21 protein-coding genes and 1 pseudogene are annotated in these 21,599 nt (G+C 72.3%); 13 read left to right on the top strand and 9 right to left on the bottom strand.

Annotated features, from left to right (window positions below):
- Positions 1-45: 45 nt before the first annotated feature.
- Positions 46-585 (top strand): annotated as a pseudogene (locus HHX41_RS17850) (DUF6461 domain-containing protein); the annotation flags it as partial.
- 145 nt (positions 586-730) lie between these two features.
- Positions 731-1,372: a response regulator transcription factor gene (locus HHX41_RS17855; protein ID WP_169989169.1), complete on the top strand. Its 642-nt coding sequence runs from the start codon at positions 731-733 to the stop codon at positions 1,370-1,372.
- A 120-nt stretch (positions 1,373-1,492) separates the two neighbouring features.
- Here HHX41_RS17855 and HHX41_RS17860 read toward each other — a convergent pair whose 3' ends face one another.
- The 3 genes from HHX41_RS17860 to HHX41_RS17865 all read right to left on the bottom strand — a co-directional run bounded on the left by HHX41_RS17860 (position 1,493) and on the right by HHX41_RS17865 (position 3,351).
- Positions 1,493-2,071 (bottom strand): hypothetical protein, encoded by a 579-nt coding sequence (locus tag HHX41_RS17860; protein ID WP_182906874.1) that lies wholly within the window; start codon positions 2,069-2,071, stop codon positions 1,493-1,495.
- A gap of 172 nt (positions 2,072-2,243) precedes the next feature.
- Positions 2,244-2,375: a hypothetical protein gene (locus HHX41_RS40690; protein WP_259401071.1), complete on the bottom strand. Its 132-nt coding sequence runs from the start codon at positions 2,373-2,375 to the stop codon at positions 2,244-2,246.
- Positions 2,376-2,529: 154 nt separating this feature from the next.
- Entirely contained in the window at positions 2,530-3,351 is an 822-nt protein-coding gene (locus tag HHX41_RS17865; RefSeq protein ID WP_182906875.1) for an SDR family oxidoreductase, read from the bottom strand.
- A 66-nt stretch (positions 3,352-3,417) separates the two neighbouring features.
- Here HHX41_RS17865 and HHX41_RS17870 point away from each other — a divergent pair, with 66 nt between their 5' ends.
- The 3 genes from HHX41_RS17870 to HHX41_RS41850 all read left to right on the top strand — a co-directional run bounded on the left by HHX41_RS17870 (position 3,418) and on the right by HHX41_RS41850 (position 5,339).
- Positions 3,418-3,756 carry a helix-turn-helix domain-containing protein gene (locus HHX41_RS17870; RefSeq protein WP_182906876.1) on the top strand — a complete coding sequence of 113 codons (339 nt, stop codon included), beginning with the start codon at positions 3,418-3,420 and terminating at the stop codon, positions 3,754-3,756.
- A 188-nt stretch (positions 3,757-3,944) separates the two neighbouring features.
- On the top strand, positions 3,945-4,451 hold the full coding sequence (locus HHX41_RS17875) for a flavodoxin domain-containing protein (protein WP_182906877.1): 507 nt from the start codon (positions 3,945-3,947) through the stop codon (positions 4,449-4,451).
- A gap of 117 nt (positions 4,452-4,568) precedes the next feature.
- Positions 4,569-5,339: a CPBP family intramembrane glutamic endopeptidase gene (locus HHX41_RS41850; protein ID WP_182906878.1), complete on the top strand. Its 771-nt coding sequence runs from the start codon at positions 4,569-4,571 to the stop codon at positions 5,337-5,339.
- Between the two features lie 85 nt (positions 5,340-5,424).
- Here the strand turns inward: HHX41_RS41850 and HHX41_RS17885 are convergent, their stop codons facing one another.
- The 3 genes from HHX41_RS17885 to pflB all read right to left on the bottom strand — a co-directional run bounded on the left by HHX41_RS17885 (position 5,425) and on the right by pflB (position 8,990).
- Positions 5,425-5,742 (bottom strand): hypothetical protein, encoded by a 318-nt coding sequence (locus HHX41_RS17885; protein WP_182906879.1) that lies wholly within the window; start codon positions 5,740-5,742, stop codon positions 5,425-5,427.
- 117 nt (positions 5,743-5,859) lie between these two features.
- Positions 5,860-6,717: a pyruvate formate-lyase-activating protein gene (pflA, locus tag HHX41_RS17890; protein WP_182906880.1), complete on the bottom strand. Its 858-nt coding sequence runs from the start codon at positions 6,715-6,717 to the stop codon at positions 5,860-5,862.
- Positions 6,717-8,990: a formate C-acetyltransferase gene (gene pflB, locus HHX41_RS17895; RefSeq protein ID WP_182906881.1), complete on the bottom strand. Its 2,274-nt coding sequence runs from the start codon at positions 8,988-8,990 to the stop codon at positions 6,717-6,719. The genes pflA and pflB overlap by 1 nt, the downstream gene beginning before the upstream one ends.
- 217 nt (positions 8,991-9,207) lie before the next feature.
- On the opposite strand from pflB, the gene HHX41_RS17900 reads away from it, so the two are divergent.
- Genes HHX41_RS17900 through narI form a run of 5 tightly spaced genes read left to right on the top strand, consistent with a single transcriptional unit; the run spans position 9,208 to position 17,078 of the window.
- Positions 9,208-10,428, top strand: coding sequence for a nitrate/nitrite transporter (locus HHX41_RS17900; RefSeq protein ID WP_182906882.1), 1,221 nt, complete (start codon positions 9,208-9,210; stop codon positions 10,426-10,428).
- Entirely contained in the window at positions 10,428-14,072 is a 3,645-nt protein-coding gene (locus tag HHX41_RS17905) for a nitrate reductase subunit alpha (protein WP_182906883.1), read from the top strand. The genes HHX41_RS17900 and HHX41_RS17905 overlap by 1 nt, the downstream gene beginning before the upstream one ends.
- On the top strand, positions 14,072-15,727 hold the full coding sequence (narH, locus tag HHX41_RS17910) for a nitrate reductase subunit beta (RefSeq protein ID WP_182906884.1): 1,656 nt from the start codon (positions 14,072-14,074) through the stop codon (positions 15,725-15,727). Before HHX41_RS17905 ends, narH begins: the two co-directional genes overlap by 1 nt.
- A complete protein-coding gene (gene narJ, locus HHX41_RS17915) occupies positions 15,724-16,329 on the top strand; it encodes a nitrate reductase molybdenum cofactor assembly chaperone (RefSeq protein ID WP_182906885.1) in 606 nt (201 codons plus the stop codon). The genes narH and narJ overlap by 4 nt, the downstream gene beginning before the upstream one ends.
- Positions 16,326-17,078, top strand: coding sequence for a respiratory nitrate reductase subunit gamma (narI, locus tag HHX41_RS17920; RefSeq protein ID WP_169984524.1), 753 nt, complete (start codon positions 16,326-16,328; stop codon positions 17,076-17,078). The genes narJ and narI overlap by 4 nt, the downstream gene beginning before the upstream one ends.
- Here the strand turns inward: narI and HHX41_RS17925 are convergent, their stop codons facing one another.
- The 3 genes from HHX41_RS17925 to HHX41_RS17935 all read right to left on the bottom strand — a co-directional run bounded on the left by HHX41_RS17925 (position 17,079) and on the right by HHX41_RS17935 (position 18,994).
- Positions 17,079-18,200: an FAD-dependent monooxygenase gene (locus tag HHX41_RS17925; RefSeq protein WP_182906886.1), complete on the bottom strand. Its 1,122-nt coding sequence runs from the start codon at positions 18,198-18,200 to the stop codon at positions 17,079-17,081.
- Between the two features lie 7 nt (positions 18,201-18,207).
- Positions 18,208-18,420: a hypothetical protein gene (locus HHX41_RS17930; protein ID WP_182907071.1), complete on the bottom strand. Its 213-nt coding sequence runs from the start codon at positions 18,418-18,420 to the stop codon at positions 18,208-18,210.
- 103 nt (positions 18,421-18,523) lie between these two features.
- Positions 18,524-18,994: a DUF6010 family protein gene (locus HHX41_RS17935; protein WP_182906887.1), complete on the bottom strand. Its 471-nt coding sequence runs from the start codon at positions 18,992-18,994 to the stop codon at positions 18,524-18,526.
- Between the two features lie 268 nt (positions 18,995-19,262).
- On the opposite strand from HHX41_RS17935, the gene HHX41_RS17940 reads away from it, so the two are divergent.
- The 3 genes from HHX41_RS17940 to HHX41_RS17950 all read left to right on the top strand — a co-directional run bounded on the left by HHX41_RS17940 (position 19,263) and on the right by HHX41_RS17950 (position 21,523).
- Complete coding sequence (locus HHX41_RS17940) at positions 19,263-20,204, top strand: ATP-binding cassette domain-containing protein (protein ID WP_182906888.1); 942 nt, start codon at positions 19,263-19,265, stop codon at positions 20,202-20,204.
- Positions 20,201-21,031 (top strand): ABC transporter permease subunit, encoded by an 831-nt coding sequence (locus HHX41_RS17945; protein ID WP_182906889.1) that lies wholly within the window; start codon positions 20,201-20,203, stop codon positions 21,029-21,031. The genes HHX41_RS17940 and HHX41_RS17945 overlap by 4 nt, the downstream gene beginning before the upstream one ends.
- Before the next feature lie 123 nt (positions 21,032-21,154).
- The gene (locus HHX41_RS17950) at positions 21,155-21,523 is read left to right on the top strand and encodes a cupin domain-containing protein (protein WP_310742042.1); all 369 of its coding nucleotides are present in this window, start codon (positions 21,155-21,157) and stop codon (positions 21,521-21,523) included.
- Positions 21,524-21,599: the final 76 nt, after the last annotated feature.

Genomic DNA, 21,599 nt, shown 5'->3' on the forward strand with positions numbered 1-21,599 from the left:
AGCCTCACGACATGACCATGCTGCCCCCCCGACGTCTCCTGGCTCCGCGGCGAATACACCGAGGAGTGCTACAGCTTCATCTACGTCCGTGCCACGCCCGAGCAGGTGGTCGCCCGTCTCGGCGGTCGATGGGAGGACTTCACGCCGGGCCCCTTCCCCGACGACCCGGATCACTACCCGGGCCCCGGGGAGGCTCTCGGCGTCACCGCCATCGGCGACTGGACGTTCGTTTTCGACCCTGACTGGCTCGGCACCTGTGAAGACGTGATCACCAGACTCTCCCAGGGCACTCGCCTCGTCTCCCAAGCCGCCCTCGGCATCAAGTGCATGGACTACTTCTACTGGTATGAGGACGGCGAGATCAGATTCTGCTTCGAAGCCGATGACGGATATGTGATGGAGACCCCGGCAGAACTCACGGACACGATGGCGGAGATCGACAGGCTCTACCCGTCGTTACCCCATCTCTACGATGGGCCGGCCTTCCTGCTCGTCGAGCGTCTGACCGGGATCAGGGTGACGGAGCATCTGCTGAAGGGCTCCACGTTCATGTGGGGCGTCGTCCCACAACCAACCACGTCGTGACGTCGGCCGGCAGTGCGGCTGGTCGTGCGTGCGGCCGTGTTCGCGCCGCCGCCGGGCGCCGCCTCGCCGAGCGACGCCGGCAGCCGGCTCATCGCAGTGTCCCGCCCCGATGCGTACGCCGATCGGAGGGCTTAGCGTAGGGGGCATGATTCGGGTGTTCCTGGTTGACGACCATGAGGTCGTACGGCGTGGTGTGGCGGCGTTGCTGGACGCCGAGGACGACATCGAGGTGGTGGGCGAGGCGGGGACGGCCGAGTCGGCTGTGGCCCGTATTCCGGCGCTGAAGCCGGATGTGGCGGTGCTCGACGTGCGCCTGCCCGACGGCGACGGGGTGGACGTCTGTCGTGAGGTCCGCTCGAAGGTGCCGGGCCTGGCCTGCCTGATGCTGACCTCCTACGCCGACGACGAGGCGTTGTTCAACGCGGTCATGGCCGGTGCGGCCGGATACGTGCTCAAGCAGATCCACGGCTCGGACCTGGTCGGGGCGGTGCGCACGGTGGCCGGCGGGCAGTCGCTGCTGGACCCGCAGACGACCGCGGCCATGCTGCACCGGCTGCGCGACCAGGCCACGAAGAAGGACCCGCTGGCCGCGCTGTCGGACCAGGAGCGGCAGATCCTGGAGCTGATCGGGGAGGGCCTGACCAACCGCCAGATCGGCGAGCGGATGTTCCTGGCGGAGAAGACGGTCAAGAACTACGTGTCCAACCTGCTGAGCAAGCTCGACATGCAGCGTCGCACCCAGGCCGCCGCGCTCGCCGCCCGCCTCAAGGCCGGTCGTCAGGACTGATGGGCGAGCGCCGCGGGCGGCACCCGGGCGGACATCAGGCCGCGGACGCGCACCCCTGATCGCGGACATGCCGGTGCCCACCCCCAGGGGGCTGGGGGTGGGCGCCGGAGCTTGTCGGGGTTACTTGAGGATCGGGAGGCGGCGGACCAGGGTGGTGTTGGTCCAGGTCGTGCCGAGTCCGAGGGTGGTGCCGGCGCCGGTGAGGGTCAGGCCGATCAGGACGATGGCGTAGACGATGTGCTCGTCCATGAGGGGGTTGGTGGTGAGGGGGAGTTCGGCGGCCCACATCAGGAGCAGGAGCAGGGTGCCGGTGGTGGCGGCGATGCGCATGCCGATGCCGAGGATGAGGGCGGTGCCGATGCCGGCCAGGCCGGTCATGAACAGCCAGTCGACCCAGGGTTGTCCGGCGAGGGTGTTGAACAGGCCGCCGAAGGTGTTGTCGGCGGTGCCCTTGAGGAAGCCGGTGGTGGGGCTGCCGCCGTTGATCCAGGCCTTGGCGGCGGGGGTGGCGAAGCCGAAGCCGAAGGTCTTGTCGAGGAAGGCCCACAGGAACACCCAGCCGATGGCGATGCGGGCGGCGGCCCAGGCGTAGCGGGCGGGGCCGGCGGTCGTCCGGGGCGCAGTGGCGGGGGTCGTCTGGGGCGCGGTGGTGGCGGCGTCGAGGTGGGTCCTCTGGTTGCGCCTCTCGATGGTGGCCATGACCGGCCCCTTTCAACGTTTCGCGTCTTTGCTCTGTCTTTGACACCTCAAGCAAACCGCGATCACCGGCCCTGCCGCAGGAGCCGTACGGCACGCCGCGACCGCCCCGAAGTCCCGCGATCATGGGACTTTCGTCGTACGTCCGGCCGTACGGCGCGTACTGGTGCGCCGGTCATTCCGGCGAGGGCGGGTCCAGCCGCAGGTGGCCGGCCTCCGTCCGCGCGTCGGCCTTCCCCGTCACGCCGCGCACGGTGACGTCGCCGTGCTCGCTGCGGATCGTGACCTCGATGTCCCTCGGCACCACGAACCCAGCAGCGCGACGAGCAGCGGCACCGCCGTCGCGGCCCACACGAGGGTGCGGCCCGTCCGCCGATCGCCCGTACACATGCGCATGTCCATGGCGTATTCGTACGGGGTGCCGCCTGCTCGAAGGTTGCAGCCCGCTTACCGGCTGGGCCTCACCGCCACGCCTGGCGCGCGGCCCATCGCTCCACCGTCGTCGTCCCCCGGTGGAGCCACCCCTCCGGGATCGGCGGTGGTGCGGCCGCTGCGGCCGGGGCGTAGAACCCGGCGATTCCTTCGGCCGCCTCCCGGCCCACGACCGGCGTGATGAGCCGGGCGTACTCGGCGGGCTCGACCCACAGGTAGCGCACCGGCCTTCCGGCGGCGGAGGCCGCGGCGGCGGCGAGCCGGTCACCGGTGACCTCCTCCGGGCCCGTCACGACGAGCCGCGCGGGCGGCTCGGCCCCGGCCAACGCCTCACCGACGGCCTCCGCCAGGTCGTCGAGCGACGACCACGGCACGGGGGTCTCCGCCGGCAGCGGATAGACCAGCTCACCGTGCTCGCGGACGCGCCGGGCCGACCAGGGCTGCACCAGGTTCTCCAGGTACGGCCCCGCGGGACCGATCACGGACGCGGCCTCCAGTCGCGCGGGCAGATCCCGGGCGAACAGGACCCGGGCGTCGACGAACGGGACACCCACCGGGTCCGGCGGCAGCGGCATCCCCGGATTGAACACCACCCGCGACACGGCGGCCTCGCAGAGAGCGGCGAGCACCGACGCCGCGTGCCGCAGGGCGATCTCGCCGAACACCTGCGGAAGCTGCACGACGACCGCGTCGGCGCCCTTGTACGCCGTGGCGAGGGAGGCGGCGTCGGCCAGATCGGCGGAGGCGGAGTTCAGCGGCCGGACCTGGTGCCCGAGCGCGCGCAGCCTCCGTACGACGGGAGAGCCCTGGGTTCCGGTCGCGCCGTGCACGGCGACGATCATCTTCGTCATGCGGCCGACGCTAGAGCCGTTGCTTCATCCTTTGAAGTAGGCACCTTTCCTGTAGTAACTACAGCTATGGAAACAAGCCAGGCACCGCGGCCGGTCACGCCCGAAGAATGCGTCGTCACGCGGACGCTGACGTTCGTCGGCAGCAGGTGGACGCCGCTGGTCATCTGGCACCTGCTCGACGGCACCAAGCGATACGGCGAGCTTCGTCAGGCGCTGCCCGGGATCAGCCCCAAGACGCTGGCCGACCGCCTGCAGGCCCTGGAGGAGCGCGGACTGGTCACGCGCACGGTGCATCCGGAAAAACCGCCGCGCGTGGAGTACGCCCTGACGCCCCGGGGTTTCGCACTCGGGAACATCCTCGACGACGTCGCGCGGTGGGGCGAAGAGTGGGAGGACGCGGACTGAGCGACCGCCGTCGATCTTTCAGGCCGATCGATGTGTGGAGGTCTGGACGGCCCAGGCGGGTTCACGGCGGACGTCGCGACCGGAGCGGGCCCAACGACCGGTGGGGAGGGGTCCTGAGTCTCTACCCGCTTCGGTCGTCCCGGCGGGAGGCTGCGATCGACAGTCCCCCGAGAGAAGGAGGTCCGGCCATGACACACGTGCTGGTCGCCTACGGATCCAGACGAGGCTCGACCGCGGAGATCGCGGGCTGGATCGGCGACACCCTGCGCGGGCAGGGGCTCGAGACCGAGGTCGCGGACGCCGGGTCGGTCCGCGACGTGACCGCCTACGACGCCGTGGTGCTGGGCGGAGCGTTGTATGCGGGACACTGGCACAAGGACGCCCGGCGCTTCGCCCGGCGGCACGCCGCGGCCCTGTCCGACCGGCCGGTGTGGCTGTTCAGCAGCGGGCCGCTCGACCGGTCCGCGGACGAGGCCGAGATCCCGCCGGTTCCCCAGGTGGCCCGGGCGTCGGAGGCTCTCGGCGCGGTGGGGCACCGGACGTTCGGAGGGCGGCTCGCCCGCGACGCCAAGGGCTTCATCACCGCGAGGATCGCCGAAAGGACCGGGGGCGACTACCGCGACGCCGACCGGGTGCGCGCCTGGGCGCGAGAGGTCGCCGAGCTTGTGGCGACCGGGCATCGGACGGAGGTCTGACCGGCTCCCCGCCCGCACTCCGCCCGCACTCCGCCCCCGCCCCGCCCGGCGGGCGGCCGGAAGCGGGCACAATGAACGGCGGCAGGACGCGATCGGCCACGACTCGAGGAGCGGCGCGTGAATGGGTGGCCGGAGGCGCTCCGCAGGTCGCCGGCGCGGCTGATCGCGTTGACCTTCGCCCTGTCCGTGCCCTTCTGGCTGGCCGGTGCCGTGATCGGCCGCCTGTCGGAGACGCTGCCCGTCAGTGCGCTGATGGCGTGCTGCCCCCTGCTGGCGGCGATGGCGCTCGTGCGGCGTCATGAGCCGCGCGGAGCCGTGCACGGTCTGCTGCGGCGCGTCGTGGACTGGCGTGCCGTCCCCAACCCCGGCTGGTACGCACTCGCGATCGCGGTGCCGCTGGGGGTGATGGCCGCCTCCTACGCCGTGCTGGTCCTCCTGGGCCGGTCACTGCCCGAGCCGCGGATCGCGCCGGTCGAGATCCCACTGCTGTCCGCCGTGTTCCTCGTCGCCGCCGCCTGCGAGGAGGCGGGCTGGACCGCGTACGCCACCGATGCGCTGCGCGCCCGCCTGAACGTGCCGGCCACCGGCGTCGTCCTGGGCGTGGTGTGGGCGGTCTGGCACCTCATCCCGTACGCGCAGGCCGGCCACGGCCCGCTGTGGATCGCGGGGCAGTGTCTGTACACGGTGGCGCTGCGGGTCGTCATCGTCTGGCTGTACCAGCGCAGTGCGAGCGTGCTCGCCGCGGTCGTCTGCCATGCCGCCTCCAACGTCGGCTGGTCCCTCTTCCCCGACCACGGGTCGCACTACGACCCGGTCGTCAGCGGGACCGTCGCCGCCGGCGTCGCCCTGCTCGTCGTGGCCGCGTGGCCCGGGCGGTCCTCCCGGTGACACCCGGCACGCCGGGCCGACGCGGGCGGTGTGGCAGAGGTGCGGCAGGAAACTGTGGCCGGTTCTGGGATCGGTGCCGCGGACGTCACCGGCGTCCCTGGCCGGCAGCGGGCGCCGCGACATGGGCCACCACCGGCTCGCCGTGCACGGCGCGGCGGTACGCCTCGCGGGCCGCGGCGCGGATGAGTTCCGGACAGGCGGACGCGGTGGGGCGGATGCACACGTAGATGTGCACCATGCCGTCGATGTCCGCCAGGCGCACGTCGTCCACCGTCTCGGTGAACTCCTCCTGCAGGGCCTCCCGCACGGTGCGCCGTGCGACCGGGCCGGTGGCCTGTTCGCGGCTTTCTTCGCCGTCCTGCCGGCGGGGGACCGGACGGGGGTCGGTGCTCAGGATCGTCATGACTCAACCGTGCCGTCGGTCGTCCGGTGCGGGGAGGGCCGAAGGTCCCCGGACCAGGCGCCGGACGTCGCTTCCGGTCCCGGCCGCGATCCGTGCACGCGTCGAGCGCCCGGCCGGTCACACACTGGTCACTCCGTGCGCGGCGAACTGGGCGTGCACGCGTTCCAGCAGGTCCTGGTCCGGGGGCTTGACGTCGGCCAGCGGGTAGGCCAGCCCGAGCCGGGCGTACTTGCCGGCGGCCATGCGGTGGAAGGGCAGGACGTCAACCCGCTCGACGTTGCCGAGCGACGCGACGAACCGGGCCAGGCCCTCGACGTTCTCCTCGGCGTCGGTGTGGCCGGGCACCAGGACGAACCGCACCCAGACCGGGCGGCCCAGGTCGGCCAGGCGGCGGGCGAAGCGCAGGGTCGGCTCCAGGCTCCCGCCGGTGAGCCGCCGGTAGCCCCGCGGGTCGTACGACTTGATGTCGAGCAGCACGAGGTCGGTGTCGGCCAGCAGCGCGTCGCTCGCCCGGTCGCCGAGGTAGCCGGAGGTGTCCAGCGCGGTGTGCAGGCCGCTCTCGTGGCAGCGGCGCAGCAGTTCGCCGGTGAAGCGGGGCTGCAGCAGCGGCTCGCCGCCGCTGACCGTCACCCCGCCGCCGGCGACCGAGATGAACCGCCGGTAGCGGTCCACCTCGGTCATGACCTCGTCCACCGTTACCCGGCGGCCGTCGCGCATGCGCCAGGTCTCCGGGTTGTGGCAGTACAGGCAGCGCAGCGGGCAGCCGCAGGTGAACACCACGAAGCGGGTGCCGGGACCGTCCACGCCGACCGACACGTCCCACGACTCGATGACGCCGCCGCCGGCCGCCGGCTCCGCCTGGCAGAGCTCGGCGGCGGCGTCCTCCCGCAGCCGCGCGGTGGAGTCCTGGGCGAGCCGGGCGACGGTGTCCTGGTGGAGCCGGGCGGTGGCGCCGTTACGCGGTTCGTCGCGCATCACAGCCGCCCGTGGAAGGTGCGGTCGATCACGTCCTGCTGCTGTTCCCGGGTGAGCCGGACGAAGTTGACGGCGTACCCGGAGACGCGGATGGTGAGCTGCGGGTACTTCTCGGGGTGGTCCATCGCGTCGATCAGCGTGGCCCGGTCGAGCACGTTGACGTTCATGTGGAAGCCGCCCGCGTCGAAGTAGCCGTCGAGCACGCCCACGAGGTCGGCGACCCGGTCGTCGGCCGTGCGGCCCAGCCCGTCCGGGGTGACCGTGCTGGTGAGCGAGATGCCGTCCTGCGCCTGCTCGTAGGGGAGCTTGGCCACCGACAGCGCCGAGGCGACCAGGCCGTGCCGGTCGCGGCCGTTCATCGGGTTGGCGCCGGGAGCGAACGGCGTGCCGGCCCTGCGTCCGTCGGGCGTGTTGCCGGTGTGCTTGCCGTACACCACGTTGGAGGTGATGGTGAGCACCGACTGGGTGTGCTCGGCGTCGCGGTAGGACGGGTTGCGGCGGATCTTGTCCATGAACGACCTGACGAGGTCGACGGCGATGGCGTCGGCGCGGTCGTCGTTGTTGCCGTACGCCGGGTAGTCGCCCTCGACCACGTAGTCCACGGCCAGCCCGGTCACGTCGCGGAGCACCCGGACCGTCGCGTGCTTGACGGCCGACAGGCTGTCGGCGGCCACCGACAGGCCGGCGATGCCGCAGGCGAGCGTGCGCTTGACGGGGTAGTCGTGCAGCGCCATCTCGATGCGCTCGTAGGCGTACTTGTCGTGCATGTAGTGGATGACGTTCAGCGCGTTCACGTAGGTCTTCGCGAGCCAGTCCATCATCCGGTCGAACGCCGCCGCGACCTCCTCGTAGTCGAGCACGTCGCCGGTCAGCGCGGGGTAGGCGGGGCCGACCTGCTCGCCGCTGATCTCGTCCCGGCCGCCGTTGATCGCGTACAGCAGGGCCTTGGCGAGGTTGACCCGGGCGCCGAAGAACTGCATCTGCTTTCCGACGGGGGCGGCCGAGACGCAGCAGGCGATGGCGGTGTCGTCGCCGTACCGCGGCCGCATCAGCTCGTCGCTCTCGTACTGGATCGAGCTGGTCTCGATGGACAGGCGGGCGCAGAAGCGCTTGAACGGCTCGGGCAGCCGCGGCGACCAGAAGACCGTCAGGTTCGGCTCAGGGGCGGGGCCGAGGTTGCGCAGCGTCTGCAGGTAGCGGTAGCTGGTGCGGGTGACCAGCGGCCTGCCGTCGGCGCCGATGCCGCCGATCGACTCGGTCACCCAGGTCGGGTCGCCGGAGAAGAGCTGGTCGTACTCGGGGGTGCGCAGGAAGCGGACGATGCGCAGCTTGATGACGAAGTCGTCGACCAGCTCCTGCGCCTCCTGCTCGGTGAGCCGTCCCTCGGCGAGGTCCCGCTCCAGGTAGACGTCCACGAACGTGGAGGTGCGGCCGAGGGACATGGCCGCGCCGTTCTGCTCCTTGACGGCGGCGAGGTAGGCGAAGTAGAGCCACTGGATGGCCTCGCGCGCGGTGGCCGCGGGCCGGGAGATGTCGTAGCCGTAGGAGGCGGCCATCCGCTTCAGCTCGTCGAGGGCACGCAGCTGCTCGGCCAGCTCCTCCCGGTCGCGGATGACCGCGTCCGTGGAGAACTCGCCGTCCAGCGTGCGCAGCTCGGCCCGCTTGGCCTCGATCAGCCGGTCCACGCCGTACAGCGCGACCCGCCGGTAGTCGCCGATGATGCGCCCGCGGCCGTACGCGTCGGGGAGACCGGTGATGATCCCGGCGCGGCGGGCGGCCCGGATCTCCGGCGTGTAGGCGTCGAAGACGCCGTCGTTGTGCGTCTTGCGATACGTGGTGAAGATCTCCTTCACCCGGGGGTCGAGCGTGTAGCCGTAGGCGGCCAGGCCGTTCTCGACCATCCGCAGCCCGCCCGCCGGCATGATGGCCCGCTTCAGCGGGGCGTCGGTCTGCAGTCCGACGATCAGTTCGCGCTCGGAGTCGATGTAGCCGGGCCGGTGCGCGGTGATCGAGGAGGGGGTGCTGGTGTCCACGTCGTATATCCCGCGCCGCCGCTCCTCGGGAAACAGGTCCGACACCTCCGCCCAGACCGCGCGGGTCCGCTCGGTCGGCCCGGCGAGGAAGGACTCGTCGCCCTCGTACGGCGTGTAGTTGGCCTGGATGAAGTCGCGCACATCGACGTTCCCGCGCCAGGTCGTGCCGCGGAAACCGCGCCACGCCACGTGCGCGGGCGCCTGCGCGTCCGCCTGTCGCCTGACCTCGGTGACGGTCATCGTCTACCCCCTTCGTCGGTTCCGCCTCCACTGTCGTCCCTGAGCCGGCCGCCCTCCGCGCGCGGAAGTCATCGATCATGGGGACCAAAGTCACCCGCCCGGTTCGGTGGATAAGTGAGGGTCTTCTGGGTACCGCCGGAAGGACCAAGGTCCCTGACGTCCCCGCCGTCCCACCGGGAGGGTAGGGCGGAAGATCCTCTCCCCCCGGAGGAACGCGATGACAGTCGGCTTGGCAGCCGTCCAGGGAACACGCAGGGGCGGCCGGGCGGTCGCGCTGGTGCTGGCGACGGCAGGGTTTGCGGTGAACTTCTGGGCGTGGGCGCTGCTCAGCCCGCTCAGCGCGACATACAAGGAACTGCTCGGCCTCACTCCGTTCGAGGCGTCGGTCCTGGTCGCGATCCCGGTCATCGTCGGGTCGCTGGGGCGGATCGTGCTCGGCGCGCTGACCGACCGGTACGGCGGGCGGCTGATGTTCGCGGTGGCGAGCATGCTCGGCGTGATCCCGGTGGTCTTCCTCGCCTTCGCCGAGAGCTATCCGGCGTTGCTGGCCGGGGGGCTCGTCCTGGGCCTGACGGGGGCGACCTTCGCGATCGGCGTGCCGTTCGTCAACGCCTGGTTCCCGCCGGAGCGCCGCGGGCTGGCCCTGGGCGTATTCGGGATGGGCAACATCGGCACGGCGATCTCCGGCTTCGCCACTCCCTGGCTCGCGGACCGGTTCGGCCGGCCGGTGCCGTTCTTCGTGGTCGCGGTCGCGCTGGTGGTCGTCGGGCTGGCGTTCCTGGCGTTCGGCCGGGAGGCGCCCGGTGCCCGTCGCGCGACCGAGCCGTTCCTCGCCAGGTTCCTGGCCGCGGGGCGGTTGCGCGTCACCCGCGAACTGGCCGCGATGTACGCGCTGACCTTCGGCGGGTTCGTGGCGTTCGGCGCCTACCTGCCGCTGTATCTGAAGGCGGTCTACGGGCTGTCCACGGCCGACGCGGCCGCGCGGGCGGCCGGGTTCGTCGTGCTGGCCACGCTCGCCCGTCCGGTCGGCGGCTGGCTCGCGGACCGCTTCGGCGGCGAGATCGTGCTCTCCGGGGCACTCGCCGTGGCGGTGGTGTGCGCGGTCGCCGTGTCGTTCGCCCCGCCGATGCCACTGGCGACGGCCGGCTTCCTGGCCATGGCGGCCTCGCTCGGCCTGGGCAACGGTGCGATCTTCGCGCTGCTCGGCCGGGCCGTGCCGGCGCACGCGATCGGCAGCGCGACCGGCGTGGTCGGCGCGGTCGGCGGTCTCGGCGGATTCCTGCCGCCGATCGTCATGGGCCTCATCTACCAGGCCACCGGTTCGTACGCCATCGGGCTCATGCTGCTGGCGGCCGTCGCGGCGGCGGCGCTGGTCTACTGCTGGTTCGTCCTGCGGCCCTCCGGGACCGCCCCCCTGACCCAGGGAGAGGGAATCTGATGTCGAGGATCGACGGGCCGGTCAGCGACGCCCTGCTCGGACTGGGACGGCACCTGCGCCGCGGCGAGGTGTCGCCGGACCTGCGCACGCTCCACCAGGTCGGCGGGCGGCAGGGTGACGTGTTCTACCGCGACCGGTGGAGCCACGACAAGGTGGTGCGCTCGACCCACGGGGTGAACTGCACCGGGTCGTGCTCCTGGAAGGTGTACGTCAAGGACGGCATCATCACCTGGGAGGCGCAGCAGACCGACTACCCCAGCGTGGGCGACGACCGGCCCGAATACGAGCCGCGGGGCTGCCCGCGCGGTGCGGCCTTCTCCTGGTACACCTACTCGCCGACCCGGGTGCGCTACCCGTACGCCCGGGGCGTGCTGGTGGAGATGTACCGCGAGGCGAAGGCGCGGCTGGGCGACCCGGTGGCGGCCTGGGCCGAGATCACGACCGACCCCGTGAAGCGCCGCCGCTACCAGGAGGTCCGGGGCAGGGGCGGGCTCGTCCGCGTCTCCTGGGACGAGGCCGCCGAGATCGTCGCCGCCGCGCACGTGCACACGATCAAGACCTACGGCCCCGACCGGATCGCCGGGTTCTCGCCGATTCCGGCCATGTCGATGGTCTCCCACGCCGTGGGCGCGCGGTTCGTCTCGCTGCTCGGCGGCACGATGCTGTCGTTCTACGACTGGTACGCCGACCTGCCGGTGGCCTCGCCCCAGGTCTTCGGCGACCAGACCGACGTGCCGGAGTCGGCGGACTGGTGGGACGCCTCCTACCTGATGCTCTGGGGTTCCAACGTGCCGGTCACCCGCACCCCCGACGCGCACTACATGGCCGAGGCCCGCTACCGGGGGCAGAAGGTCGTCGTCATGGCCCCGGACTACAACGACGCCGCCAAGTTCGCCGACGAATGGCTGGCCCCGCACCCCGGCACGGACGGCGCGCTGGCGATGGCGATGGGCCACGTGATCCTCCGGGAGTTCTTCGTCGACCGCGAGACGCCCCGCTTCCTCGACTACGTCAAGCGCTACACCGACCTGCCCTTCCTGGTGCGGCTGCGCGAGCACGACGGCGCGTACGTGCCGGACAAGTTCCTCACCTCGGCCGACCTGGGCGAGCAGGGGGAAGAGGCCGCGTTCAAGACCGTGCTGCTCGACGCGCGGGACGGCGAACCGGTCGTGCCCGGAGGCTCGCTCGGCTTCCGGTTCTCCGCCGAGGGCGAGGGCCGCTGGAACCTCGACCTCGGCGACGTCGACCCGCTGCTCACCCTGCTCGCGGACGGCGAGGCCGTCCCGGTCTCGCTGCCGCGCTTCGACGCTCCCGGCGAGGCGGTGATGCGCCGCGGCGTGCCCGCCCGCCGGGTGAACGGTCACCTGGTCACCACGGTCCTCGACCTGATGCTCGCGCAGTACGGCGTGGCCCGCGACGGGCTGCCGGGGGAGTGGCCGGCCGGGTACGACGACCCGGCGCAGCCGTACACCCCCGCCTGGCAGGAGGCGATCACCTCGGTGCCGGCGGACGCGGCGGCGCGGATCGCCCGGGAGTTCGCCCGCAACGCCGAGGAGTCCGGCGGCCGATCGATGATCATCTTGGGTGCGGGGACGAACCACTGGTTCCACTCCGACACGATGTACCGGGCGTTCCTCGCGCTGGTCACGCTGACCGGCTGTCAGGGCGTCAACGGCGGCGGCTGGGCGCACTACGTCGGGCAGGAGAAGTGCCGCCCGGTCACCGGCTGGGCGCAGCTGGCCTCCGGCCTCGACTGGTCCCGCCCGCCCCGGCAGATGATCGGCACGGCGTACTGGTATCTCAACACGGGGCAGTGGCGCTACGACGAGCACACCGCCGACGTCGTGGCCTCACCGCTCGGCGGCGGAACGTTCGCGGGAAGGACCAGCGCCGACCTGCTCGCCCAGTCCGCCCGGATGGGGTGGATGCCGTCCTATCCCACCTTCGGCCGCAACCCCCTCGACCTCGCCGACGAGGCCGAGCGCGCCGGCCGGGAGGCGGGCCCGTACGTCGTGGAGGAGGTGCGTGCGGGCCGCCTCGGCTTCGCCTGTGAGGACCCCGACGCGCCGGAGAACTGGCCGCGGGTGCTCACCGTGTGGCGGGCGAACCTGCTCGGCTCCTCGGCGAAGGGCAACGAGTTCTTCCTGCGGCACCTGCTCGGCGCCTCCGACGCGGTGCGGGCCGAGGAGAACGGCCCGGACCGGCGGCCCGGCGACGTGACCTGGCGGGACGAGGCGCCCCGGGGCAAGCTCGACCTGCTGCTGTCGCTCGACTTCCGGATGACCTCGACGACGCTGTTCTCCGACATCGTGCTCCCGGCGGCCACCTGGTACGAGAAGCACGACCTGTCGTCCACCGACATGCACCCGTTCGTGCACGCCTTCACCCCGGCCATCGACCCGCCCTGGCAGACCCGCACCGACTTCGCCGCCTTCCACGCCATCGCGCGGGCGTTCAGCGCGCTGGCCCGCGACCATCTCGGCGTACGCCGGGACGTCGTCGCCGTGCCGCTGCTGCACGACACGCCGGACGAGCTGGCCAGCCCGCACGGCCGGGTGCGCGACTGGCGGGAAACCGGTGAGGAGCCGGTGCCGGGCCGTACGTTCCCGAAGATCGTGGTGGTCGAGCGGGACTACGGTGCGATCGCCGACAAGCTGGCCGCCCTCGGTCCGCTCGCCGAGCGCCTGGGCGCCACGACGAAGGGCGTGACGTTCGACGTCGCGGCCGAGGTGGAACGGCTGGGCAGGGTCAACGGGACCGTACGCGGGGGAGCGGCCGACGGCCGGCCTTCGCTGGCGACGGACGTCGCGATGTGCGAGACGATCCTCGCGCTGTCCGGCACCACCAACGGCAGGCTGGCGGCCCAGGGGTTCGAGACCCTGGCCCGCCGTACGGGGACCGACCTCGGCGGCCTGGCCGACGAGCATCGCCGGATCACCTTCGCCGACACGCAGGCGCGGCCGACCCCGGTGATCACCTCGCCGGAGTGGTCGGGCAGCGAGACCGGAGGCAGGCGCTACTCCGCCTTCACCATCAACGTCGAGCACCGCAAGCCCTGGCACACCCTCACCGGCCGCCAGCACTTCTACCTCGACCACGACTGGATGCATGAGGCCGGCGAGGCGCTGCCCGTCTACCGGCCGCCGCTCAACACGGCCGCCCTCGCGGCGGGGCCGGGCGGCGAGGACGGCATCGTGGTGCGCTACCTCACCCCGCACTCCAAGTGGTCGATCCACTCCGAGTATCAGGACAACCTGCTGATGCTGACGCTGTCGCGGGGCGGCCCGACGATCTGGATGAGCCCGGACGACGCGGCGCGGGCCGGCATCCGCGACAACGACTGGGTCGAGGCGGTCAACCGGAACGGCGTGGTGGTCGCGCGGGCCGTGGTCTCCCACCGCATGCCCGCCGGGACCGTGTACATGTACCACGCGCAGGAGCGCGTGGTGGACGTGCCCAAGAGCGAGACCTCCGGCAGGCGCGGCGGCATCCACAACAGCCTCACCCGCCTGCTGATCAAGCCGACCCACCTGATCGGCGGGTACGCGCAGCTCAGCTTCGCCTTCAACTATCTGGGGCCGACGGGCCACCAGCGCGACGAGGTCACGGTGATCCGCCGCCGTGCCCAGGAGGTGGATTACTGATGACGCGCGTGATGGCTCAGCTGGCGATGGTGATGAACCTGGACAAGTGCATCGGCTGCCACACCTGTTCGGTCACCTGCAAGCAGGCGTGGACCAACCGGGCCGGCACCGAGTACGTCTGGTTCAACAACGTGGAGACCCGGCCCGGCCAGGGCTACCCCCGCACGTACGAGGACCAGGACAGGTGGAAGGGCGGCTGGGAGCTCAACCGGCGCGGCCGGCTCCAGCTCAAAGCCGGCGGGCGGCTGAAGAAGCTGCTGACCATCTTCGCCAACCCGCTGATGCCGTCCATCGGCGACTACTACGAGCCCTGGACCTACGACTACGACCGACTGTTCTCGGCGCCGGTCACCGAGGACACCCCGGTCGCCCGGCCCCGCTCGCTCATCACCGGCGAACCGACGAAGATCAAATGGAGCGCCAACTGGGACGACGACCTCGCGGGCGCACCCGAGCTGGCTCCGGCCGATCCCGTGCTGCGCAAGGTGTCCGACCAGGTGAAGCTCGAGTTCGAGCGGGCCTTCATGTTCTACCTGCCGCGCATCTGCGAGCACTGCCTCAACCCGTCGTGCGTCGCCTCCTGCCCCTCCGGCGCGATGTACAAGCGCTCGGAGGACGGCATCGTGCTGGTGGACCAGGACCGCTGCCGCGGCTGGCGGATGTGCGTCACCGGCTGCCCGTACAAGAAGGTGTACTTCAACCACCGCACCGGCAAGGCCGAGAAGTGCACCTTCTGCTACCCGAGGGTCGAGGTCGGCATCCCGACCGTGTGCTCGGAGACCTGCGTCGGCCGGCTGCGCTACATCGGGCTGATCCTCTACGACGCCGACCGCGTCGCCGAGGCGGCGTCCACCCCGGACGAGAAGGCGCTGTACGAGGCGCAGAAGAGCGTCATGCTCGACCCCCGCGACCCCGAAGTGGTCGCCGCGGCCCGGGCCTCCGGCATACCGGAGGACTGGCTGGAGGCGGCGAGGAACTCCCCGATCCACAAGCTGATCTTCGACTACGGGGTGGCGCTGCCGCTGCATCCCGAGTATCGGACCATGCCGATGGTCTGGTACATCCCGCCCCTGTCGCCCGTGGTCGACGTGCTGCGCGAGACCGGCCACGACGGGGAGCGGGCCGGCAACCTGTTCGGCGCCATCGACGCGCTGCGCATCCCGATCGGCTACCTGGCCGAGCTGTTCACCGCCGGCGACCCCGAGCCCGTACGCGCCGTCCTGCGCCGCCTGGCCGCGATGCGGTCGTACATGCGGGGGATCAACCTCGCCGGGGAGCGCGAGGAGTCGATCCCGGCCGCCGTCGGGCTCAAGGGCGACCAGATCGAGGAGATGTACCGCCTGCTGGCCATCGCCCCCTACGGCGAGCGGTACGTCATCCCCAAGGCGCACGCCGAGCAGGGCGCCCGGCTGGAGGAGCTCGCCACCGAATGCAGTCTCGACTACGACGGCGGCCCCGGCATGGGCGGCCCCTTCGGCGAGGCGTCCGGCACGCCCGCCCCCGTGGCGGTGGAGAACTTCCACGCCCTCAAGGAGCGACAGGCCACCGACGACCTGGACCGGGCGGACGAGCTGCGCGGCCGGGTCAACCTGCTCAACTGGGACGGCAAGGGCACTCCGGACGGGCTGTTCCCGAAGCGGAAGGACAAGTCGTGAGCGACCGCACGGTTCACCTGACGGCCTCGGTGCTGCTGTCCTATCCGGACGAGCGGCTCGTCGAGGCGCTGCCGCTGCTGAACGCCGCCGTGGCCGGGCTGGCGCCGGGCGAGCCCGCCAGGCGGCTGGCCGCCTTCCTCGGCCACGTGGCCGCGACCCCGCCGCACGAGCTGGCCGAGCACTACGTGGCGACCTTCGACCTCAAGCGCCGCTGCTGCCCTTATCTGACCTACTACACCTACGGCGACACCCGGCGGCGCGGGATGGCCCTGCTGCGCTTCACGCAGGCCTACCGGACGGCGGGGTTCGAGGTCACCGGGGAGCTGCCCGACCACCTGGGCGTGGTGTGCGAGCTGTCCGGCCGCGGCGCCACCGAGCAGGCCGTACGGCTGCTGCGCGAACACCGTCCCGGACTGGAAACGCTGCTGGGTGCCCTGCGGGAGGAGCGCTCACCGTACGCCGACGTCGTCGCGGCGGTGCTGGCGACGCTCCCCCCGCCCACCGAGCGGGAGCGCCAGGCCGCCCTGCGCCTGGCGGAGGAGGGTCCGCCGGCCGAGGAGGTCGGCCTGGAGCCGTACGGGCCTGTGGGAGGTGTCCGGTGAGCGCGCTCGACGTGACCCTGTGGGTGGTGGCGCCCTACGTCGCGCTGACGGTCTTCGTGCTCGGCCACGTCTGGCGCTACCGCTACGACAAGTTCGGCTGGACGACCCGGTCGTCACAGATGTACGAGTCACGGCTGCTGCGGATCGGCAGCCCGCTGTTCCACTTCGGGATCCTGGTCGTGCTCCTCGGCCACATCGGCGGCCTGGTGATCCCCAAGACCTGGACAGAGGCGGCCGGAGTGAGCGAGCACGCCTACCATCTCGCCGCGGTCGCGCTCGGCACGGTCGCCGGAGTCTGCACCGTCGCGGGCCTGGCCATCCTGATCTACCGTCGCCGCACGGTCGGCCCGGTCTTCACCGCCACCACCCGCAACGACAAGCTGATGTACGCGCTGCTCGCCCTGACCATCGCGCTCGGGCTGGCCGCCACCGTCGTCGCCAACATCCTCGGCGGCGGCTACGACTACCGCACCACCATCTCGCCCTGGTTCCGGTCGGTCTTCTATCTCCAGCCGCAGGGCGAGTCGATGGCGGCCGCGCCGATCCTGTTCAAGCTGCACGCGCTCAGCGCGCTCGTCCTGTTCGCCGTCTGGCCGTTCACCCGGCTGGTGCACATGCTCACCGCACCCGTCGGATACCTCACCCGTCCGTACATCGTCTACCGCAGCCGGGACGACCGGCGCGGCTCGCGTCCGCCCCGCCGAGGCTGGGAGCCCGCGGCCGTCCCTGACGACTCGCGTCGACGGTGATCACGGCGGCTCCGTCACCAGTGCGCTGATCCGGTCCACGAGACCGGGCATGTCGGCGTCCGGCACGGGATCCAGCTGCCACTCGGCGAGCCGCAGGGACGCCTCGACCACGGCCTTCGCCCGTTCGTGGCGGCGGTCCATGAACGCGTCGAACACCGGCCGGCCGAGCCTGTCGGCGGCGAGCAGCAGCTCGGCCAGGACGGCGGCGTCCTCCAGGCACTGGGCCGCCCCCTGGGCGATGGTGGGCGGGCAGGCGTGCGCGGCGTCGCCGATCAGGACGACGCGGCCGCGGTTCCACGGACGGTCCACCAGCAGCGACTCGAACCACGTGTAGTTGATGCGCTCGGGGTCGGTGATGTCCTCCCGGATCTCGTCCCACGGCCCGCCGTATCCTTCGGCGAGGGCCCGCATGTGCGCCACCCTGTCGCCGACCGCCTCACGTGGGCGGGCCTTCTCGACGAGATAGGCGTACATGGTGTCCGGGCCGGTCGGGCAGTACCCGGCGGTGAAGCAGGGGCCGCCGTAGATGAGGTCGGTGCGCTCGATCCCGGCGGGACGGCGGGTGTGGACGCGCCATATGCCCAAGCCGGTCGGCCGCGGGGCGTCGTCGATCCCGATCAGCCCGCGCACCGCCGAGCGGATGCCGTCGGCGCCCACGACCAGGTCGTACGTGCCGGTGGTGCCGTCGGACAGCCGCACGTCGACCCGGTCGCCGGTGTCGGTCAGCGTCTCCACGGTCACGCCGAACCTGGTCCGCGCCCCGGCCGCGCGTACGGCGTCGGCGAGGACGGCCGTCAGCTGGGGGCGGTTCACGCCGAGCGCGGCGGGCAGATCGGGGCCGCCGGTGCGGGCGCCGGGGATCTCCGCGAGCAGCGTGCCGTCCGGGGCGCGCAGCCCGAGCGAGTCGAACGGGAATCCGGCGGCGGCGACGCGGTCCCAGACGCCGAGGTCGCGCAGCACCCGCAGCGCGTTGCCCTGCAGGGTGATGCCCGAGCCGAGCGCGGTGACCGCGGGCCGGATCTCCACGATGTCCACGGCGACCCCGGCGCGGGCGAGCGGGATCGCCAGGGCCGATCCGGCGGTGCCGCCGCCGACGATGAGAACGTTGCCTACTGCCGGCATGGTGGTCTCACTTCATGGCGAGGGGGTTGACGGGGGAGCCGGCCGCACCCGTCACCGGGTGCGGGGCGGCGGTGAGGAAGAACTCGTACACGCCGTCGCGCGGCAGCCGGCCCCGGCGCATGCCGTTGCCGGCGGGGCCGCCGGTCGGCGCCAGGTCGCCGGGCAGCGGTTCGACGGTCTGCGGGACGTACGACACCAGCCGGGCCACGTCGAAGATCATATCCCTTGGTCCCGTCCTGCCGTTGATCTTCATCACCGGGACGGGCGCCACCTCGCCGCTCGGCGCCGCCCCGGCGGAACAGCGCCGGGGCCCCGGCGGGCCGTCACAGGCCGACGGCCAGCAGCGCGGCCGAAATCATCAGGTCCGACACCAGGCACGCCTCGGCATACCAGCGGGGAACAACCCGGCCCATGCGGTGGTGGGCGACGTCCCAGGCGGCGTGGGCGAGCCAGCCGGCGGCCAGCACGTAGCGGGCCGCGTCCGGGCCGGCGGCGACCGCGGCCACCGCGACCGCGCCGAAGCCGAGCACGGCGGCGGTCTGCAAGCTCAGCAGCCGCCGGGAGGCGAGCTCGCCGCGGGCGGTTCCCCAGGTGAGGTAGATGACCGCGGCGAGCAGGACCGACCAGGCGCTGACAGAGGCCTGCGCCTCGTCGGGCAGCGGCGCCAGCAGAGACAGGCTGACGACGGTGCCGGCGGCGGCGACCCCCGTCCGCCAGTGGCGGGCGAGCACGCCGGACAGGCCGGTACGCCGGTGGGCGGCGTCGGTGGTGACGGTGACGGTGCTGCTGGTCATCGGGGGGCTCCCTTCGGAACGGGCTGTGGCCGCGACGGAGGTCGGGAGCGCGGCGCCGCGCCGGGGAACTCCCCACGCGGTCGACGCCACGGCTTCGCCGGCCGTCGGCGTCACACTCCCGTCCGCCGCTGCCCGCGGACTGTCCGGGTCCTCGAAGGGCGGACAGCCGGCTGTCAGGGAACGGGCAGCGGGGGGACAGCCTTGGCCGCGAGTGTCATGCCGGCGGCCCGCGGGGGCCGCGGCACACTCGTCAGCGAGAAGGTTCCTCATGATCGAAGCGAATGGGCTGACCAAGCGCTACGGCGGCAAGGTCGCCGTCGACAACCTGAGTTTCACCGTCAGGCCCGGCGTCGTCACCGGCTTCCTCGGCCCGAACGGGGCCGGCAAGTCGACGACGATGCGGATGATCCTCGGGCTGGACGCCCCCGGCGCCGGACACGCCACCGTCAACGGCCGCCGCTACACCCGGCACGCCGCACCGCTCCACGAGGTCGGCGCGCTGCTGGAGGCCCGGGCGGTCCATCCCGGGAGGTCGGGCTACGACCACCTGCTCGCCCTGGCCGCCACCACCGGCATCTCGCGGCGGCGCGTCGACGAGGTGATCGACCTGGCCGGCCTGGGGGAGGTGGCGCACAGGAGGGTCGGCGGATTCTCACTCGGCATGGGCCAGCGGCTGGGCATCGCGTCCGCGCTGCTCGGCGACCCGGCGACGCTGATCCTCGACGAGCCGGTCAACGGACTCGACCCCGAGGGCATCCTGTGGATCCGCACCCTGCTCAAGGGGCTCGCGGCCGAGGGACGCACGGTCTTCGTGTCGTCGCACCTGATGAGCGAGATGGCCCTGACCGCGGAGCAGCTGATCATCGTCGGCCGCGGGCGGCTGATCGCCGACGTCGCGGTGGCGAACTTCGTCCGCGACTCCTCCCGCCTGACCACGCGCGTCCGGTCGCCGCAGGCCGAGTGGCTGCGCGACCTGCTGGCCGGCCCGGATGTGACGGTCACCGGCGACGTGACCGGCGTCCTGGAGGTGCGGGGCCTCGACGGCGAGGCCGTCGGGCGGATCGCCGCGCGGCACGGCGTGACGCTGTACGAGCTGACCCCGGTGCACGTCTCGCTGGAGGAGGCGTTCATGGAGCTGACCCGCGACGCGGTCGAGTATCACGGCGTCACCGGCCGGGGCACGGCCAGTGTGGAAAGGAGCGCGGCATGAGCACCGCGAACGTCACCGCGTTCCGCCGTACGGCGGGGCCGGCGGTGGACCGCCGCCGGGTCACCCAGGGCCGGGTCATGCGGTCGGAATGGATCAAGCTGTGGTCGCTGCGGTCGACCGTGTACACCCTGGTCGCGGCGGTCGGGACGATGATCGGGGCGGGCATGCTGCTCTGCGCGTTCATGGCGGCCCAGGCGGCGCTGCCCGGGTCGCCGCACCAGGCGCTGTTCGACCCGGCCGGCGCCGGCCTGCGCGGGGTGTCCCTCGCCCAGCTCGCCGTCGGCGTGCTCGGCGTGCTGCTGGTCACCGCCGAGTACTCCACCGGCATGATCCGCGCCACGCTGTCCGCGGTGCCACGCAGGCTCCCGGTCCTGTGGGCCAAGGCGGGCGTGTTCACCGTAGTCGCGGCCGTCTTGATGATCGCGGCGTCGTTCACCGCCTTCCTGGGCGGCCAGGCCGTCCTGGGCGAGCGGGGCACCACGCTCGCGGCGGACGGCGTCGCCCGCGCCGTGGCCGGGGCCGGGCTGTACCTGACCGTCGTGGGGCTGCTCGGGGTGGGGCTCGGCTTCATCCTCCGCAACACCGCGGGCGCCGTCGCCGCGCTGTTCGGACTGCTGCTGGTCCTGCCGACCCTCGGCGAGGTGCTGCCGGCCGATTGGGGCAGGCGTGTCGTTCCGTACCTGCCGTCGAACGCCGGTCAGGTCATCATGTCCGTGCGTCCCGCGCCCGGCGAACTGGCGCCGTGGACGGGGTTCGCGATCTTCTGCGGCTACGCCGCGGTGACGATCGTCGTCGCGGCGGTTCTGCTCAAGCGCCGCGACGCGTGACCGGCTCCGCACGGGGCCGGTGGCGTACCTCCTGATCGCGACGACGCCGGAGTCCGGCCGGCGGGCGAGGGCGGCGGTGGACCGCCACCGGGTCACACCGGGCCGGGTCCTACACTTCCGCAGGTGGAAAACGACAAATCGTTCACCGTCACCCCGCGCGTGGTGCGCGCGGCGGCCCTGGCCGACGCCGACCTCGATCCGGACCCGCTCGACCCCGCCCAGGTCGTGTCCGGGGACCCGCAGGTCCGCCACCTGGAGCTGACGTCGGGCACGGACCTGGCGGTGGGTGTCTGGCAGCACGGGCCGGGCGTGAGCACCGACAGCGAGGCGGACGAGGTCTTCGTCGTGCTCGGCGGCAGGGCGACGATCGCGGTCGAGGGCGGCCCGGTGCTCGACGTCGGCCCGGGGGACGTCGTCCTGATGCCCGGCGGCGCGCGCACCGTGTGGACGGTGCACGAGACGCTCCGCAAGGTGTACGCCGTGCGCCCCTGACCGCCGGCCGCCGTGCCGCCGCGCCGCCGACCGTCCCTCGACGGCCTCCGCTGGCGCATCAGCACATCCTGGGGAG

Source organism: Microbispora sp. H13382 (assembly GCF_014161445.1).
In the GTDB taxonomy this organism is placed as follows: domain Bacteria; phylum Actinomycetota; class Actinomycetes; order Streptosporangiales; family Streptosporangiaceae; genus Microbispora.